The 13,096-nt window shown below is 71.2% G+C and carries 13 protein-coding genes and 1 pseudogene; 9 read left to right on the plus strand and 5 right to left on the minus strand.

Going from position 1 to position 13,096, the window contains the following annotated elements:
- Nucleotides 1-423 (minus strand): annotated as a pseudogene (locus tag B1H55_RS03050) (glycine--tRNA ligase); the annotation flags it as partial.
- Between the two features lie 268 nt (nt 424-691).
- Between B1H55_RS03050 and B1H55_RS03055 the strand changes: the two are divergent.
- From B1H55_RS03055 to B1H55_RS03080, 6 genes are all read left to right on the plus strand, one after another.
- A complete protein-coding gene (locus B1H55_RS03055; RefSeq protein WP_073451704.1) occupies nt 692-1,153 on the plus strand; it encodes a Fur family transcriptional regulator in 462 nt (153 codons plus the stop codon).
- 77 nt (nt 1,154-1,230) lie between these two features.
- Nucleotides 1,231-2,196 (plus strand): metal ABC transporter substrate-binding protein, encoded by a 966-nt coding sequence (locus B1H55_RS03060; protein WP_231952930.1) that lies wholly within the window; start codon nt 1,231-1,233, stop codon nt 2,194-2,196.
- Between the two features lie 100 nt (nt 2,197-2,296).
- Nucleotides 2,297-3,088, plus strand: coding sequence for a metal ABC transporter ATP-binding protein (locus tag B1H55_RS03065; RefSeq protein WP_077240283.1), 792 nt, complete (start codon nt 2,297-2,299; stop codon nt 3,086-3,088).
- Between the two features lie 80 nt (nt 3,089-3,168).
- Complete coding sequence (locus B1H55_RS03070; RefSeq protein ID WP_073451995.1) at nt 3,169-4,062, plus strand: metal ABC transporter permease; 894 nt, start codon at nt 3,169-3,171, stop codon at nt 4,060-4,062.
- Nucleotides 4,025-4,867: a glutamine amidotransferase-related protein gene (locus B1H55_RS03075; RefSeq protein WP_077240284.1), complete on the plus strand. Its 843-nt coding sequence runs from the start codon at nt 4,025-4,027 to the stop codon at nt 4,865-4,867. The genes B1H55_RS03070 and B1H55_RS03075 overlap by 38 nt, the downstream gene beginning before the upstream one ends.
- 12 nt (nt 4,868-4,879) lie before the next feature.
- Complete coding sequence (locus B1H55_RS03080) at nt 4,880-6,010, plus strand: carboxylate-amine ligase (protein ID WP_073451697.1); 1,131 nt, start codon at nt 4,880-4,882, stop codon at nt 6,008-6,010.
- 18 nt (nt 6,011-6,028) lie between these two features.
- Here B1H55_RS03080 and uppS read toward each other — a convergent pair whose 3' ends face one another.
- The 3 genes from uppS to leuA all read right to left on the minus strand — a co-directional run bounded on the left by uppS (nt 6,029) and on the right by leuA (nt 9,468).
- The gene (gene uppS, locus B1H55_RS03085; protein WP_073451695.1) at nt 6,029-6,847 is read right to left on the minus strand and encodes a polyprenyl diphosphate synthase; all 819 of its coding nucleotides are present in this window, start codon (nt 6,845-6,847) and stop codon (nt 6,029-6,031) included.
- A gap of 1 nt (nt 6,848) precedes the next feature.
- Entirely contained in the window at nt 6,849-7,595 is a 747-nt protein-coding gene (gene recO / locus B1H55_RS03090) for a DNA repair protein RecO (RefSeq protein ID WP_073451693.1), read from the minus strand.
- An 82-nt stretch (nt 7,596-7,677) separates the two neighbouring features.
- Nucleotides 7,678-9,468 carry a 2-isopropylmalate synthase gene (gene leuA, locus B1H55_RS03095; RefSeq protein WP_073451691.1) on the minus strand — a complete coding sequence of 597 codons (1,791 nt, stop codon included), beginning with the start codon at nt 9,466-9,468 and terminating at the stop codon, nt 7,678-7,680.
- Nucleotides 9,469-9,879: 411 nt separating this feature from the next.
- Between leuA and B1H55_RS03100 the strand changes: the two genes are divergently transcribed.
- From B1H55_RS03100 to B1H55_RS03110, 3 genes are read left to right on the plus strand one after another with little or no spacing between them, the layout of a single operon-like run.
- Nucleotides 9,880-10,728: an ABC transporter ATP-binding protein gene (locus B1H55_RS03100; RefSeq protein ID WP_077240285.1), complete on the plus strand. Its 849-nt coding sequence runs from the start codon at nt 9,880-9,882 to the stop codon at nt 10,726-10,728.
- Complete coding sequence (locus B1H55_RS03105) at nt 10,725-11,561, plus strand: ABC transporter permease (protein WP_073451687.1); 837 nt, start codon at nt 10,725-10,727, stop codon at nt 11,559-11,561. The genes B1H55_RS03100 and B1H55_RS03105 overlap by 4 nt, the downstream gene beginning before the upstream one ends.
- On the plus strand, nt 11,561-11,785 hold the full coding sequence (locus tag B1H55_RS03110) for a helix-turn-helix transcriptional regulator (RefSeq protein ID WP_073451685.1): 225 nt from the start codon (nt 11,561-11,563) through the stop codon (nt 11,783-11,785). Before B1H55_RS03105 ends, B1H55_RS03110 begins: the two co-directional genes overlap by 1 nt.
- A gap of 176 nt (nt 11,786-11,961) precedes the next feature.
- Here the strand turns inward: B1H55_RS03110 and B1H55_RS03115 are convergent, their stop codons facing one another.
- A complete protein-coding gene (locus B1H55_RS03115; protein ID WP_073451683.1) occupies nt 11,962-13,047 on the minus strand; it encodes an acyltransferase family protein in 1,086 nt (361 codons plus the stop codon).
- Between the last annotated feature and the right edge of the window lie 49 nt (nt 13,048-13,096).

A 13,096-nucleotide genomic window follows, 5' to 3' on the forward strand; every position in this document is an offset into this window, starting at 1 on the left:
CTCGCGGGGCTCGGTCCAGCTCCCGGGCTGGCCGGTCTCGGGGTCGGGGACCTGGTCGAGCGTGACGGCGTCGGGGTCGAGGCCCTTGCGCTCGGCGTACTCCTCGATGAGCTGGTCGGCGCGGTAGCGCTTGTGGGTGTGCAGGGACTCGACGAGCGGGTCGGTGAAGGCGCCCACGTGACCGGAGGCGACCCAGGTCTCGCGGGGCAGGATGACCGAGGAGTCCAGGCCCACGACGTCGTCGCGGGAACGGACCATCGCCAGCCACCACTGCTTCTTGATGTTCTCCTTGAGCTCGACGCCGAGCGGCCCGTAGTCCCAGGCGGAGCGCGTGCCGCCGTAGATCTCGCCGCAGGGGAACACGAAGCCGCGGCGCTTGGCCAGATTGATGACGCGATCGAGTGTGGAGGAGTTCTGTGCCACCGGGTGTCTCCTGAATCATTCCGTCGTTGTCCGCACCTGGATGGTGGGAACGAGTGCCGACAGTCTAAGCGCAGCGCAGCGCCTCCCCGGCGACGCCCCGCCCGGCCTGCCGGGAGGCGGTCCTCGCCTGTGACGGGCATTGCCGCGCCGAGGCGCCGGTCGGTGAGATGATGAGGGCGGGCCGGCGCTGGGCGCGCTCTCCCGCCAGGCCCCGGTATCCCTTGAGCACTGGCGCGATCGCGCCGACGATGAGAATCGAGGACTCATTGTGAGCAGGACGGCGGACGGCACCCCCTCCAGGTCCACCGCGGGCTCGACGGCGGCCAGGCCCCGCGCCACGCGCCAGCGCGCCGCCGTCGCAGGGATCCTTCAGCGCACCGCCGAGTTCCGCTCCGCCCAGCAGATCCACGCCGCCCTGGAGGCGGAGGGCACGAAAGTGGGGCTGGCCACGGTGTACCGCAATCTCACGGCCCTGGCGGACAGCGGACAGGTGGACCAGGTCCGCAGCGCCGACGGCGAGGTCCTCTACCGCTCCTGCGAGCGGGTGGGGCATCACCACCACATCGTGTGCCGCAACTGCGGGCGCACCGAGGAGGTCGCCGGAGAGGAGCTCGAGGCCTGGATCGAGAGGGTGAGCGCGGCCGCCGGGTTCACCCAGATGGAGCACGTGGCGGAGTTCTTCGGGCTGTGCCGGGACTGCTCGGCGCGCGCCGAGGGCGACGACGCCTGACAGACCCGCACTGACCTGCACTGACCCGCACTGGACTGCGCTGGACTGCATTGACTCGCGCCCACAGGATAATGACAATGAGTCCCGTGAGTGCTTCTCATCTCCGCCGCGCCTGCGCCATCGCCGGCGCGCTCGCCCTGACCGCCTCACTCGCCGCCTGCGGCGGGGACTCCACCTCCTCGAGCTCCGGGAGCCCGGACGGCGCGCTGAAGGTGTCCACCTCCTTCTACCCCGTCGAGTACCTCGCCAAGACCATCGGCGGGGACCACGTCACCGTCACCTCCGTGACCCCCACGAACGTCGAGCCGCATGACTACGAGCTCGCCCCCGCCGACGTCACCGCCTTGAACGACGCCGATGTCATCGCCTACGTCGCCGGCTTCCAGCCCTCGATGGACGACGCCGTCGCCCAGGCCTCCGGGCCCGCCGTCGTCGAGCTCTCCGCCTCGGTGGACCTCACGCATCACGACGGCGTCGAGGAGGAGCACGAGGACGGCGAGGGGGCCCACGACGATGCCGGCGCCGGAGAGGCCGCCGACCCGCACTTCTGGCTCGACCCGACTCGCATGAGGTCGGCCGCCACCGCCATCGAGGCGGCCCTGGCGACGGCCGACCCCGACCACGCCTCCGATTACGAGGCCAACCTCGCCACCTTGACCACCTCGCTCGACGGCCTCGACTCCAGTTACAGGACAGGCCTGGCCCAGTGCCGGCGCACGACTCTCGTCACCTCCCACGCGGCCTTCGGCTACCTCGCCGAGGCCTACGGGCTCACCCAGGTCTCCATCTCCGGGGTGGATCCCGACTCCGAGCCGAGCCCCGCGGACCTCGCGGGCGTCAAGAAGGTCGTCCAGGACACCGGCACGACGACGATCTTCACCGAGGAACTCGTCTCCCCCGCCACCGCCCAGACCGTGGCCGACGAGACCGGCGCCACTACCGCCGTGCTCAGCCCGATCGAATCCGCCCCCTCCGGCGGCGACTACGCTAGCGCCATGACGACGAACCTGGAGGCGCTGCGCACCGCGCTGTCCTGCCAGTGACTCCCCGCCCAGCCGCGGACCCGCATTCAGACGGCCCGCGCCAGCCCGTGCCGGCCCGCGCCGGCCCGCGCCGGCCCGCGCCGGGGATGGAAAGGATCGCATGAAGCATCCTCGCTCCGCCCAGGAGCCGACGACGACGCCGTCCGGGACCACCCGGGCGGCGTCGTCCGGTGCGCCCATCATCGAGGTCGACGACCTGAGCGTCGTCCTCGGCTCCGCCCTCGTCCTCGACCACGTCGACCTGACCGTGGGCGCCGGTGAGTCCGTCGCGCTCCTGGGGGCGAACGGCTCGGGCAAGTCCACCCTCGTCAAGGCGATCCTCGGGCTCCACCCCGCCCACTCGGGCAGCGCGCGCCTCCTCGGGCACGACGTCGCCCGGCGCTCCAGCATCGACTGGCGCCGCATCGGCTACGTCCCCCAGCGGGTCGGGGCGGCCGCCGGGGTGCCCGCCACCGCCCTGGAAGTGGTGCGCTCGGGCCTGCTCGGACCGCGCCGTCCCCTCGCCGATCGGGGTCGGCGCGCCCGGGCGGTGGCGATGGAGGCGCTCGACGCCGTCGGGCTGGCCGATCGCGCCGACGACCACGTGCAGGTCCTCTCCGGGGGCCAGGCCCAGCGCGTCCTCATCGCCCGGGCCCTCGTGCGCCGCCCCGACCTGCTCATCCTGGACGAGCCCCTGGCGGGGATCGATCGCTCCAGCCGCGAGTCCCTGGCCGCGATCCTGGCCTCCCAGCGCTCCGAGGGCCTGACCCTGCTGACGGTCCTGCACGAGATGGGCGAGCTGACGGGGATCGTCGAGCGCGCAGTGGCCCTGGAGGAGGGGCGGGTGGTGTTCGACGGTCCCGCCGGCCCCATGGCGTCGACCACGTCCAATGAGGGGAGTCACTGCTCATGACCACCGCCGTCGCGGGACTCGGCGCGGCCAGTGCCCTCAGCGCCCTGGCCGCCCCCGCCGTTCCCGGCCCGCTGGCCGAGATGCTGTCGGCCCCCTTCATGCAGCGCGCCCTCATCGTCGCCGTGCTCGTGGGGCTCATCGCACCGATCGTCGGGACCTACCTCGTCCAGCGCGGTCTGGCACTGCTCGGGGACGGGATCGGGCACATCTCGCTCACCGGCGTCGCCCTGGGCTGGCTGGCCGGCTCCGCCGCGGGCACGAGCCCCCGGGATGCCTGGGCGGTCCCCGGCGCCATCGCGGCCTCGGTACTGGGGGCCGTCCTCATCGAGCTGATCCGCGCCCGCGGGCGCACGCGCGGCGACGTCGCCCTGGCCATCCTCTTCTACGGCGGCATCGCCGGGGGCGTCATCCTCATCAAGGTCGCCGGAGGCACCTCGACCAATCTCAACTCCTACCTCTTCGGGTCACTGTCCACGGCCTCCCGCTCCGACGTCGTCCTCACCGTCATCCTGGCCCTGCTCGTCCTGGCGGTGGGGGTGGGCCTTCGCGGCCCGCTGTTCTCCCTGTGCCACGACGAGGAGTTCGCCCGCTCCATCGGCCTGCCCACGGGCCTGCTCAACATCACGATCGCCGTCATGGCGGCGCTGACGGTGAGCGTGTCGATGAGGGTGGTGGGCTCGCTGCTCGTCTCGGCCGTCATGATCGTCCCGGTGGCGATCGCCCAGCTCCTCACCCACTCCTTCGGCCGCACCATGGCGCTGGCCATGGGCATCGGCGTGGCGTCCTGCGTGGCCGGACTCGTCATCACCTACATCATCCCGGTCTCGCCAGGAGCGATGATCGTCGTCCTCCTCGTGGGCGGATACGCCCTCACGGCGCTCATCGGTGCGATGATCTCTGCTGTTCGCTCCGCACCCCGCCGTCAGGAGGCAGTTGATGATCGACGAGCGCCCGGGCCGATCCCCCCGCGCTGACAGACCCGTCCCCGCGCGGCCCCTGCTCGTGGCCGTGTGCCGCGAGCCCGGGCCCATCGCCGACGACGAGCTCGCCACGCTCATCGAATGGGGCGGTCTCGACCCCGAGCGCGGCATCGAGACCATTCATCTCCTGGAGGCGGGCGCCCCCGAGCCCGAGGAGATCGACCTGGACCGCTACTGGGCGGTGGCGATCACGGGATCCCCCTTCGGCATCCGGCCCGATCCGGCCCACGACGCCGCCCACCCTCCCGCCGGGGGGCCGGCGGCGCTGGAGCGGATGCGCCGTCGCGCGGTGGCGCTGGCCGGGAGGCTCGTGGCCGAGGACCGTCCCACCCTCGCCCTGTGCTTCGGGCTCCAGGCGATCGCGCTCGCCCTGGGCGGCGGCCTCACGAGCACCCAGGCCGAGGACCTGAGCGCGCCGCGCCTGAGCCCCACCGAGGCCGGGCTCGCCGATCCGGTCGCGGGCAGGCTCCCCGCGGCGCTACGGGGCTATGTGGGGCACGCCGACTCCCTCGCCATCGGGCCCGATGGCACCCTTCCCGGCGGCGGAACGATCCTGCTGACCGGCACCACATGCCAGGTGCAGATGGCGCGCTGGGGCGAGCACGTGTACGGCACCCAGTTCCACCCGGAGATCACCACCGCGGGCATGCGCATCCGCATCGCCCAGTACGGGGGCGCCTACTACCCGCCCGAGGAGCGCGCCGCCGTCATCGAGCGCTGCGACAGCGCCGACGTCACCGGCGCCAACGCGCTCATCACCGCCTTCGCCAGCCGCTACGCGCACAGCCCCATCACGTAGGAGGGACCCGCCATGTCCCTGAGATTCGCAGCCTCGGACCGCTCCACCATCGGGGTGGAGTGGGAGTTGCAGATCATCGACCCCGCGACGCTGTGCCCCATGCCCTGCGCCCCGGAGATCCTCGCCGAGTTCGCCCACGCCCACCCGGCCCATGGCCGGATCCATGCCGAGATGCTGCGCAACACCCTCGAACTGGTGAGCAGGCCCCGGCGGACGGTCGCCGGGTGCGCCGAGGATATGGGCATCGCCCTGGACATGCTCGCCCCCTTCGTCGAGGCGCATGAGGCCGTGCTGGTGGGATCGGGCACGCATCCCTTCGTCTCACCGGCCAGCCAGGGCGTGTCCGAGTCCGAGCGCTACGGCGCGCTGGTGGACCGCACCCGGTACTGGGGCCGTCAGATGCTCATCTTCGGCACCCATGTGCATGTGGGAGTGGAGGATCGGGCCAAGGTCCTGCCCATCGGCGAGCACCTGCTCGCCCACCTGCCCCATTTGCAGTCGCTGGCGGCGGCCTCGCCGTTCTGGGATGGGGAGGACACCGGCTACGCGGACAACCGCGCCTGGATCTTCCGCCAGCTGCCCCACGCGGGCCTGCCGGAGTGGCCGGAGGATTGGGAGGGGCTGGAGGCCCTCACGGAGTCGATGATGCGGGCGGGGGCGATCAGGAGCTTCAACGAGCTGCGCTGGGATGTGCGCCCCTCCCCCGGCTTCGGGACGATCGAGGCGAGGATCTGCGACGCCTCCTCCAACCTCCTGGAGGTGCGGGCGATCGCCGCGCTCACGCAGTGCCTCGTGGAGTCCGCCTCGCAACGGCTCGATGAGGGGCTCCCCCTGGCCCGCCTGCCCCGGTGGTTCCTGGCGGAGAACAAGTGGCGCTCGGCCCGTTACGGACTGGACGCGACCATCGTGATGAGCCCCGACGGCGAGCAGATGCCCCTGCGCCAGTCCCTGAGCACCCTCGTGACCGAGCTCGAGCCGGTGGCGCGGCGACTGGGCTGCCTGGACGATCTGGCGCTGGTCGAGGGTGTCCTCGGCGGCGGTGCGGGGTACGAGCGCCAGCGGCGGGCCCACGACGACGCCGGTCTGGGAGGCGTCGTCGAGCAGCTCATCGGTGAGATGAGGGCGGGGCGCCCACTGCCCTGAGGCGGCGGCCGACCGGCGCTACTGCCCGCTCCCCGTCTCGCCCGCGATGGCGTCGATCGCTCCCCCGAAGCGGCGGTTCCTGGAGGCGTAGGCGACGCAGGCCCGCCACAGCTCGGCCCGGTCGAACTCGGGCCAGGGCAGATCGGTGAAGTAGAGCTCGGCGTAGGCCGAGGACCACATGAGGAAGTTGGAGGTGCGCTGCTCACCGGATGTGCGGATGAAGAGATCCACGTCGCGCATGGCCGGGGAGTAGAGGTGCCGCTGGATCGTCTTCTCCGTGATTGAGCCCGGCTTGAGGCGGCCGGCGGCGATCTCCTCGCCGATGGCGCGGGCGGCGTCGGCGATCTCGGCGCGGCCCCCGTAGTTGAGGCACATGTTGAGCACCATGGTGGAGTTGCCCGCGGTGATGCGCTCGGCGCGGCGCACCTCCTTGAGGACGGACTTCCACAGCCTGGGCTCGCGGCCGACCCACCGGACCTGCACGCCCCAGGCGTTGAGGTCGTCGGTCTGGGCGCGCAGGACGGTGCGGGCGAAGCCCATGAGGAAGCGGACCTCGGCGGGGCTGCGGCGCCAGTTCTCCGTGGAGAAGGCATAGACGCTCATCTCCTTGAGACCGAGCTCGACGCCGCCGGCGATGACGTCCATCATGGTGGCCTCGCCGACCCGGTGCCCCTCGGTGCGGGTCAGGCCCCGGCTGTTGGCCCAGCGGCCGTTGCCGTCCATGACGAGGGCGACGTGCTCGGGGAGCGCAGCCGCGGGGATGACCGGAGGAGTCAGCCCGTCGCGGTGCAGCGGAACGGATTCGGGCGCGGCGGTGGGGTCGGGGGCAGGAGGCATATCAGGCTCTTTCGACGAGGGCGAGGGAGCGCAGGCGGCGCTCCAGGTGCCAGGTGGTGTAGGCGGAGACGAGGCCGGAGGCCTGGGCGCGATCCCGGGTGGTCGAGGCGTCGGCGAGGGGCCAGTCGCCGGACAGGAGGGCCCCCATGAGCGCCATGGCGCTGGGGTCGACGGTGACGCTCCCGGCGGGTCGGCAGCTCTCGCAGACGGCACCGCCGGCCTGGACGTGGAAGGCGGTGTGGGGCCCGGGGGCACCGCAGATGGCGCAGTCGAAGCACGATGGCGCCCAGCCGGCCAGGGCGAGGGCGCGCAGGAGGTAGGAGTCGAGGACGAGGCCGGGGGCGTGGCGCCTGCGGGCCAGGGCGGCGAGGGCCCCGTAGAGGAGGAGGAACTGCTGTGGGGATTCGCCGGTGCCGAGGTCGCCGTCGTCCTCGGTGAGGCGCTCGGCGGTCTCGGCCATGGTCTGCGCGCAGGTGAACATGGCGTAGTCGGTGGCGATGGGGCGGCTGAAGGGGTCGAGGGTCTCGACCTGGGTGACGACGTCGAGGCTGCGCCCGGCATGGAGCTGGACGTCGATCATGGAGAAGGGCTCGAGGCGCGCGCCGAAGCGGGAGGTGGTGCGCCGCACGCCCTTGGCAACGGCCCGGACCTGCCCGTGGTGGCGGGTGAGCATGACGATGATGCGGTCGGCCTCACCCAGCTTGTGGGTGCGCAGGACGAGGGCCTCGTCGCGGTAGAGCCTCTGCACGGGCCAGATCCTCTCACGCGCCGCGCCGTCCCGGGGCGAGGCGGAGCCGTGCCCCGCCCCGGGGGCCGTCCAGTGGGCGGCCTCAGCGCAGGGCGCGGTTGACGGCGGAGATGATCGCCTTGAAGGATGCGGTCGTGATGGAGGGGTCGATGCCGACGCCCCACAGGACCTGGCCGTCCACCTCGCACTCGACGTAGGAGGCGGCGGTGGCGTCGCGGCCCTCGGACAGGGCGTGCTCGGCGTAGTCGAGGATGCGGATGGACACGCCGGTCTGCTCCAGGGCGGAGGTGAAGGCGTCCACGGGTCCGTTGCCGGAGGCGGTGAGCAGGCGCTTGTCCCCCCCATCGGTGAGAGTGACGGTGAGGATCGAGTCCTCATCATGGGTGGAGGTGAGCGTGGCGCCCTTGAGCTCGAAGCGGCCCCAGGCCGTCAGGTCCTCCAGTCCGTCGCGGTGGATGACGGCGTCGATGGGCAGGTACTCGTCGGCGAAGATGCGCCAGAGCAGCGTCGCGTCGACCTCGCCGCCGTAGGTGTCCGTGTGGCGCTGGATGATGCGGGAGAACTCGATCTGGAGACGGCGCGGCAGGTCGAGGTTGTGGCTGTTCTTGAGCAGGTAGGCGACCCCGCCCTTGCCGGACTGGGAGTTGACGCGCACGACCGCCTCGTAGGAGCGGCCGACGTCGTGCGGGTCGATCGGCAGGTAGGGCATGGACCAGGGCACTGCGATCTCGGCGGCATCGCCCTCCAGTCCCTCGGCGCGCCTGGCCTCGACGGCCTTGGCGCGCGCGGCGAAGCCCTTCTTGATGGCGTCCTGGTGGGAGCCGGAGAAGGAGGTGTAGACGAGGTCCCCGGAATAGGGCGTGCGCGGGGGGACGTCCATCTGGGTGGAGCGCTCGACGACGCGGCGCACCTCATCGATGTCGGACAGGTCGAGCATGGGGTCGACGCCCTGGCTGAAGAGGTTGAGCGCCAGGGTGACGAGGTCGACGTTGCCGGTGCGCTCACCGTGACCGAAGAGGCAGCCCTCGACGCGCTGACCGCCCGCGAGCAGGCCGAGCTCGGCGGCGGCCACGCCCGAGCCGCGGTCGTTGTGGTTGTGCAGGGACAGGCAGACGTGCTCGCGGTGGGACAGGTGGCGGCTCACCCACTCGATCTGATCGGCGTAGACGTTGGGGGTGGCGCGCTCGACGGTGGCGGGCAGGTTGAGGATGATCTCGCGCTCCTCGCCCGGCTCCCAGGCGCCCATGACGGCCTCGCAGACCTCCAGGGTGTAGTCGCGCTCGGTGTCGACGAAGATCTCCGGGGAGTACTCGTAGCCGAAGATCGTGTCCTCGGTGAGGATCTTCTCGGCGCGGGCCATGACCATGCGGGTGCCGTCGACGGCGAGCTCGCGGATGTCGTCCTTGCCCATGCGGAAGACGACATCCCGGAAGAGCGGGGAGAGCGCGTTGTAGAGGTGGACGGTGGCGCGCGGGATGCCGACGCAGGCGTCCAGGGTGCGGTCGATGAGGTCCTCGCGGGACTGGGTGAGGACGGAGATGGTGACGTCCTCGGGAATGGCGCCGTCGTCGACGAGGCTGCGCACGAAGTCGAAGTCGGTCTGGGAGGCGGCGGGGAAGCCGACCTCGATCTCCTTGAAGCCGATGCGCACGAGGAGGTCGAAGATGGCGCGCTTGGCCTCGGGCCCCATGGGCTCGATGAGGCTCTGGTTGCCGTCGCGCAGGTCGGTGGACAGCCAGCGGGGGGCGGCGGTGAGGCGCTTGGTGGGCCAGGTCCGGTCCGGCAGGTCTGCGACGACGGTGTCCTGGAAGGGGCGGTACTTGGCGAAGGGCATGCCGGAGGGCTGCTGGGGCGCGGGGAGTGCAGTGCGCATGGTGGTGGTTCCTGTCAGTGGTGGCGATCGGGCGCGGTTGGGCGCCCGGCGGCTGGCAGCGCGGATCGCCGCGGCGGGGTGCCGGCCTTTCAGGCCCCGCCGCGGCGGCTAAGCAGGAGGCCGTGGCCCGGGCATGCGACCCGGCGCACCCCTGGCATCCCTGCTGGCGTGGCTCGCTTCACTGACATGGCCCCGACCGTACTCCAAAGGCGACGCCCCGTCAGGACGAACCACACTCCGGACCCGTCGCCGCACCCCCTTCGCCGAGACCGGTCGAAAACGTCACCGAGACCGGCCCGCCGCTCACGCCCCTCCCGATCACCCTCCCCGCAATCATCAGACTACTTGCATGAAATGTAGTATTACTACTATATTCTGACGTAGACCTATCGATTGTTCGAGGAGACGCCGATGAGCGCAGCCATCTCAGTGGAGGGCCTTGAGTTCTCCTACGGCGCGGGACCTGTCCTGCGCGGCATCGACCTGACGATCAGCGCCGGGGAGGTCGTCTGCCTGCTCGGCCCCAACGGCGTCGGCAAGACCACCCTCGTGGAGAACCTGCTCGGCTCGCTCGCCCCGGACGCCGGAACGGTCCGCGTCCTGGGCGCCGATCCCCGGCGGGTCGGCGCGCACTTCTGGTCACGGGTGGGCCTGGTGCAGCAGAACTGGTCGGACCACGCCAAGTGGCGCGTCGCCGACCAGCTCGAGTGGATCCGCGCCATCCACGCCACCCAGTCCGGCGACCTGCTGACCGTCGAGGCGGTGCTCGACGCCGTCGGGCTGGCGGACAAGGCCAGGAGCAGGCTCTCCCACCTCTCCGGTGGGCAGCGGCGCTCGATCGACGTCGCCGCCGCCCTCATCGCCCGTCCCGAGGTCCTCATCCTCGATGAGCCGACCACCGGCCTGGACCCCGTCTCCAAGGCGCGCCTCCACGACGTCATCCTCGACCGGGTCGACGACGCCGCGACCGTCCTCATGACGACCCATGACCTCGCCGAGGCGGAGCGGATCGCCTCCCGTGCGCTCATCATGAGCGAGGGCCGGATCCTGGCCGCCGGAACCGTCACCGAACTGCGCGAGAGCCTCACCCATGACGCCGAGGTCACCTGGACGCAGGACGGGCGTCGGCAAGTCCGCTCCACGCCATCCCCCGAGCGCTTCCTGGCCAGTACGGACCTGGCGGCCATCAGCGACCTCACCGTCACCCGCCCCACCCTCGAGGAGACCTATCTGGCCCTCGTGCGCAAGGAGGAGTCATGACCACCCCACTCGCCATCGCCCGCGCCGTGGGGCGCCAGATCGTCGGCGATCTCCGCCCCGTCATCCTGGGCAGCGGGATCTTCTCCGCGCTCGGCTCTGCGGCGGTCTTCGTGATCGCCGGCGCGGTCAGCACCAACCCGTTCGAGGACACCTCGATCGCCTTCGGCGCCATGATGATGGCCGGGGCCGTGGGCGCCATCAGCGGATTCATCCCCCTGCAGATCGCTGCCGAGACATACAACGACCGGGTCGGCGGTGCTCTGGTGAGGGTGAGGATCCTCCCCCACGGCCCACTGGTGTGGTCCCTGGGAAAGCTGGCGACCTCCCTGATACAGACGCTCCTCATCCAGGGTACGATCCTGATCGGCGCGCTCCTGGCGGTGCGCTCCCTGCCGATCGGCCCGTCCCAGGTCGTCGTCTCCCTGCCTCTCATCCTGCTCGCCTCGGCCGCCTCCGCGCCCCTGGGGTTCGTGGCGGCCGCCGCCTCACGGGGCATGTACTCCATGCTGCTCGTCTTCCTCGGGATATCGGCGCTCGTGCTCACCGGCGGCTTCCTCTACCCCCTGCCGGCCATGCCCACCTGGCTGCAGGCCGTCCAGCAGGCCCTCCCCACCTATTGGGCGGGGCACCTGAGCCGGTGGGCGCTCGTGGGCGATCCCGCTTGGGAGATCGGCGGCACCTTCCACCCGCTGCTGGCAGTAGGCGTGCTCGTGGGGTGGATGGTCATCGGCTTCGCCTGCGCACCCTTGATCGTGCGCCACTCCTTCCGCAAGGAGACCATCGGTAACCTTGCCCGCATGCAGTCCAAGCTCCGCTCCCAGTCAGGCCTGTGATGAGCGACGAGTCCGTCCACAACCGGATCGCCCTGCTGCGCACCGACCGGAGGATTTCCCGCCGGGACCTCGCCGAGGCGCTGGGGGTCCACTACCAGACGGTCGGTTACCTGGAGCGCGGCGAGTACGCCCCGTCCCTTCACCTGGCGCTGCGCATCGCCCGCTACTTCGATGTCCCCGTGGAATCGGTCTTCTCCCTGGAGGAGTTCCCCCCGCTGACGTGACACGCGGCGATCCGCACTCCGCCGCGCGCTCTTGCGCCCTCGTGCCCCAGAAACCGTCTCGGCCCGGCCTTGCGCCCTCGAACTGCGAGGATGAGGGCGCAAGGCCGGGCCGAGACCGCAAGAGCGGACCGAGACCGCACGGCCGGGGTCAGGCCGCAAGGCCGGGGCGAGACCGCTCATGCCAGGCGAGCGTCGCCCCAATGCCGCATGCGCCGTTCCAGCGGGTGCTCGATGAATCGGTACAGCGCCCAGGCCAGGACGAGCGCCACCGCGAGCACCGGCGGATACCACATGAGACTCCCAGCGCTCTGGGGCTGAAGCCCGACGACGCCGCGAACCGCATACATGGCGGTGGCGTGGACGAGGTAGAAGGCGAAGGACCAGGTCCCCAGCCTCACCGCGAGCCGATGGCGGAGCCAGGAGCGTCCCTGGGCCAGGTCGCGGTTCGCGATGCCGAGGATGAGCAGGGCGAACAGGACGGCGAGGACCTGCAGCTCGAACCGCTGCGCGGTAACCGACCAGGCGTCTGCCCACCTGTAGTGACGTGATAGGACGCACCAGCCGACGAAGGCGATGGTCGTGCTGTAGCCCATCCATGGGCGGGCCCACCGGCCGACGCCGAGCTGCACGAGCCGGGCCATTACCATTCCCAGGGCGAACTCCCCCAGCCTCGCGACCGGTGGCGGCAGGCGCGCGGGCCAGCTCGCCGGGGCATGAAGAGCCGCCGCCCGATGCGCCATGATGAGCACGACGACGCTCACGAGCAGGACGAGGACCCCTGGCTCGCGCATCCGCCTCAGCCCTCGGTGCGCCCAGGGATGCAGGAGGTAGAAGAACGCCTCAACGCCGAGGGTCCAGGCCGCCGGATTACCGGAGAAGAGGATGATGGGATCGTTGGACCAGCTCTGCAGCAGCATCAGTGACAGGAGCAGGGGCGCCGCGGCGAGTTCCTTGACCCAGGGCTGACCGGGATCAGGCGCCTGGGAGTAGAACACCGGGATGGCCAGCAGGAGCGCGGCGACGTGAGCGGGGTGGATGCGGGCGAAGCGCCGCCAGTAGAAGTTGCGCGCCGTGGTGCCGGACTGGCCCGCGGACCAGGTGAGCACGAAGCCGGACAGGACGAAGAAGAAGGCGACGCCGTGGTTGCCGAAGCGGGCGACCTCGCCGAGCAGCGGCACAGGGGCCAGATTCCTCATGTGGTAGAGGAAGACGGCGAAGGCCGCCCACCACCGCAGGCCTGTGAGGGAATCCAGGCGCCTCATGGCAGGCAGACCGGGATGGGCGGATATGTTCTCGGGGAGAAGAGCATGG

Source organism: Actinomyces denticolens, from assembly GCF_002072185.1.
Taxonomy (GTDB): Bacteria; Actinomycetota; Actinomycetes; order Actinomycetales; family Actinomycetaceae; genus Actinomyces; species Actinomyces denticolens.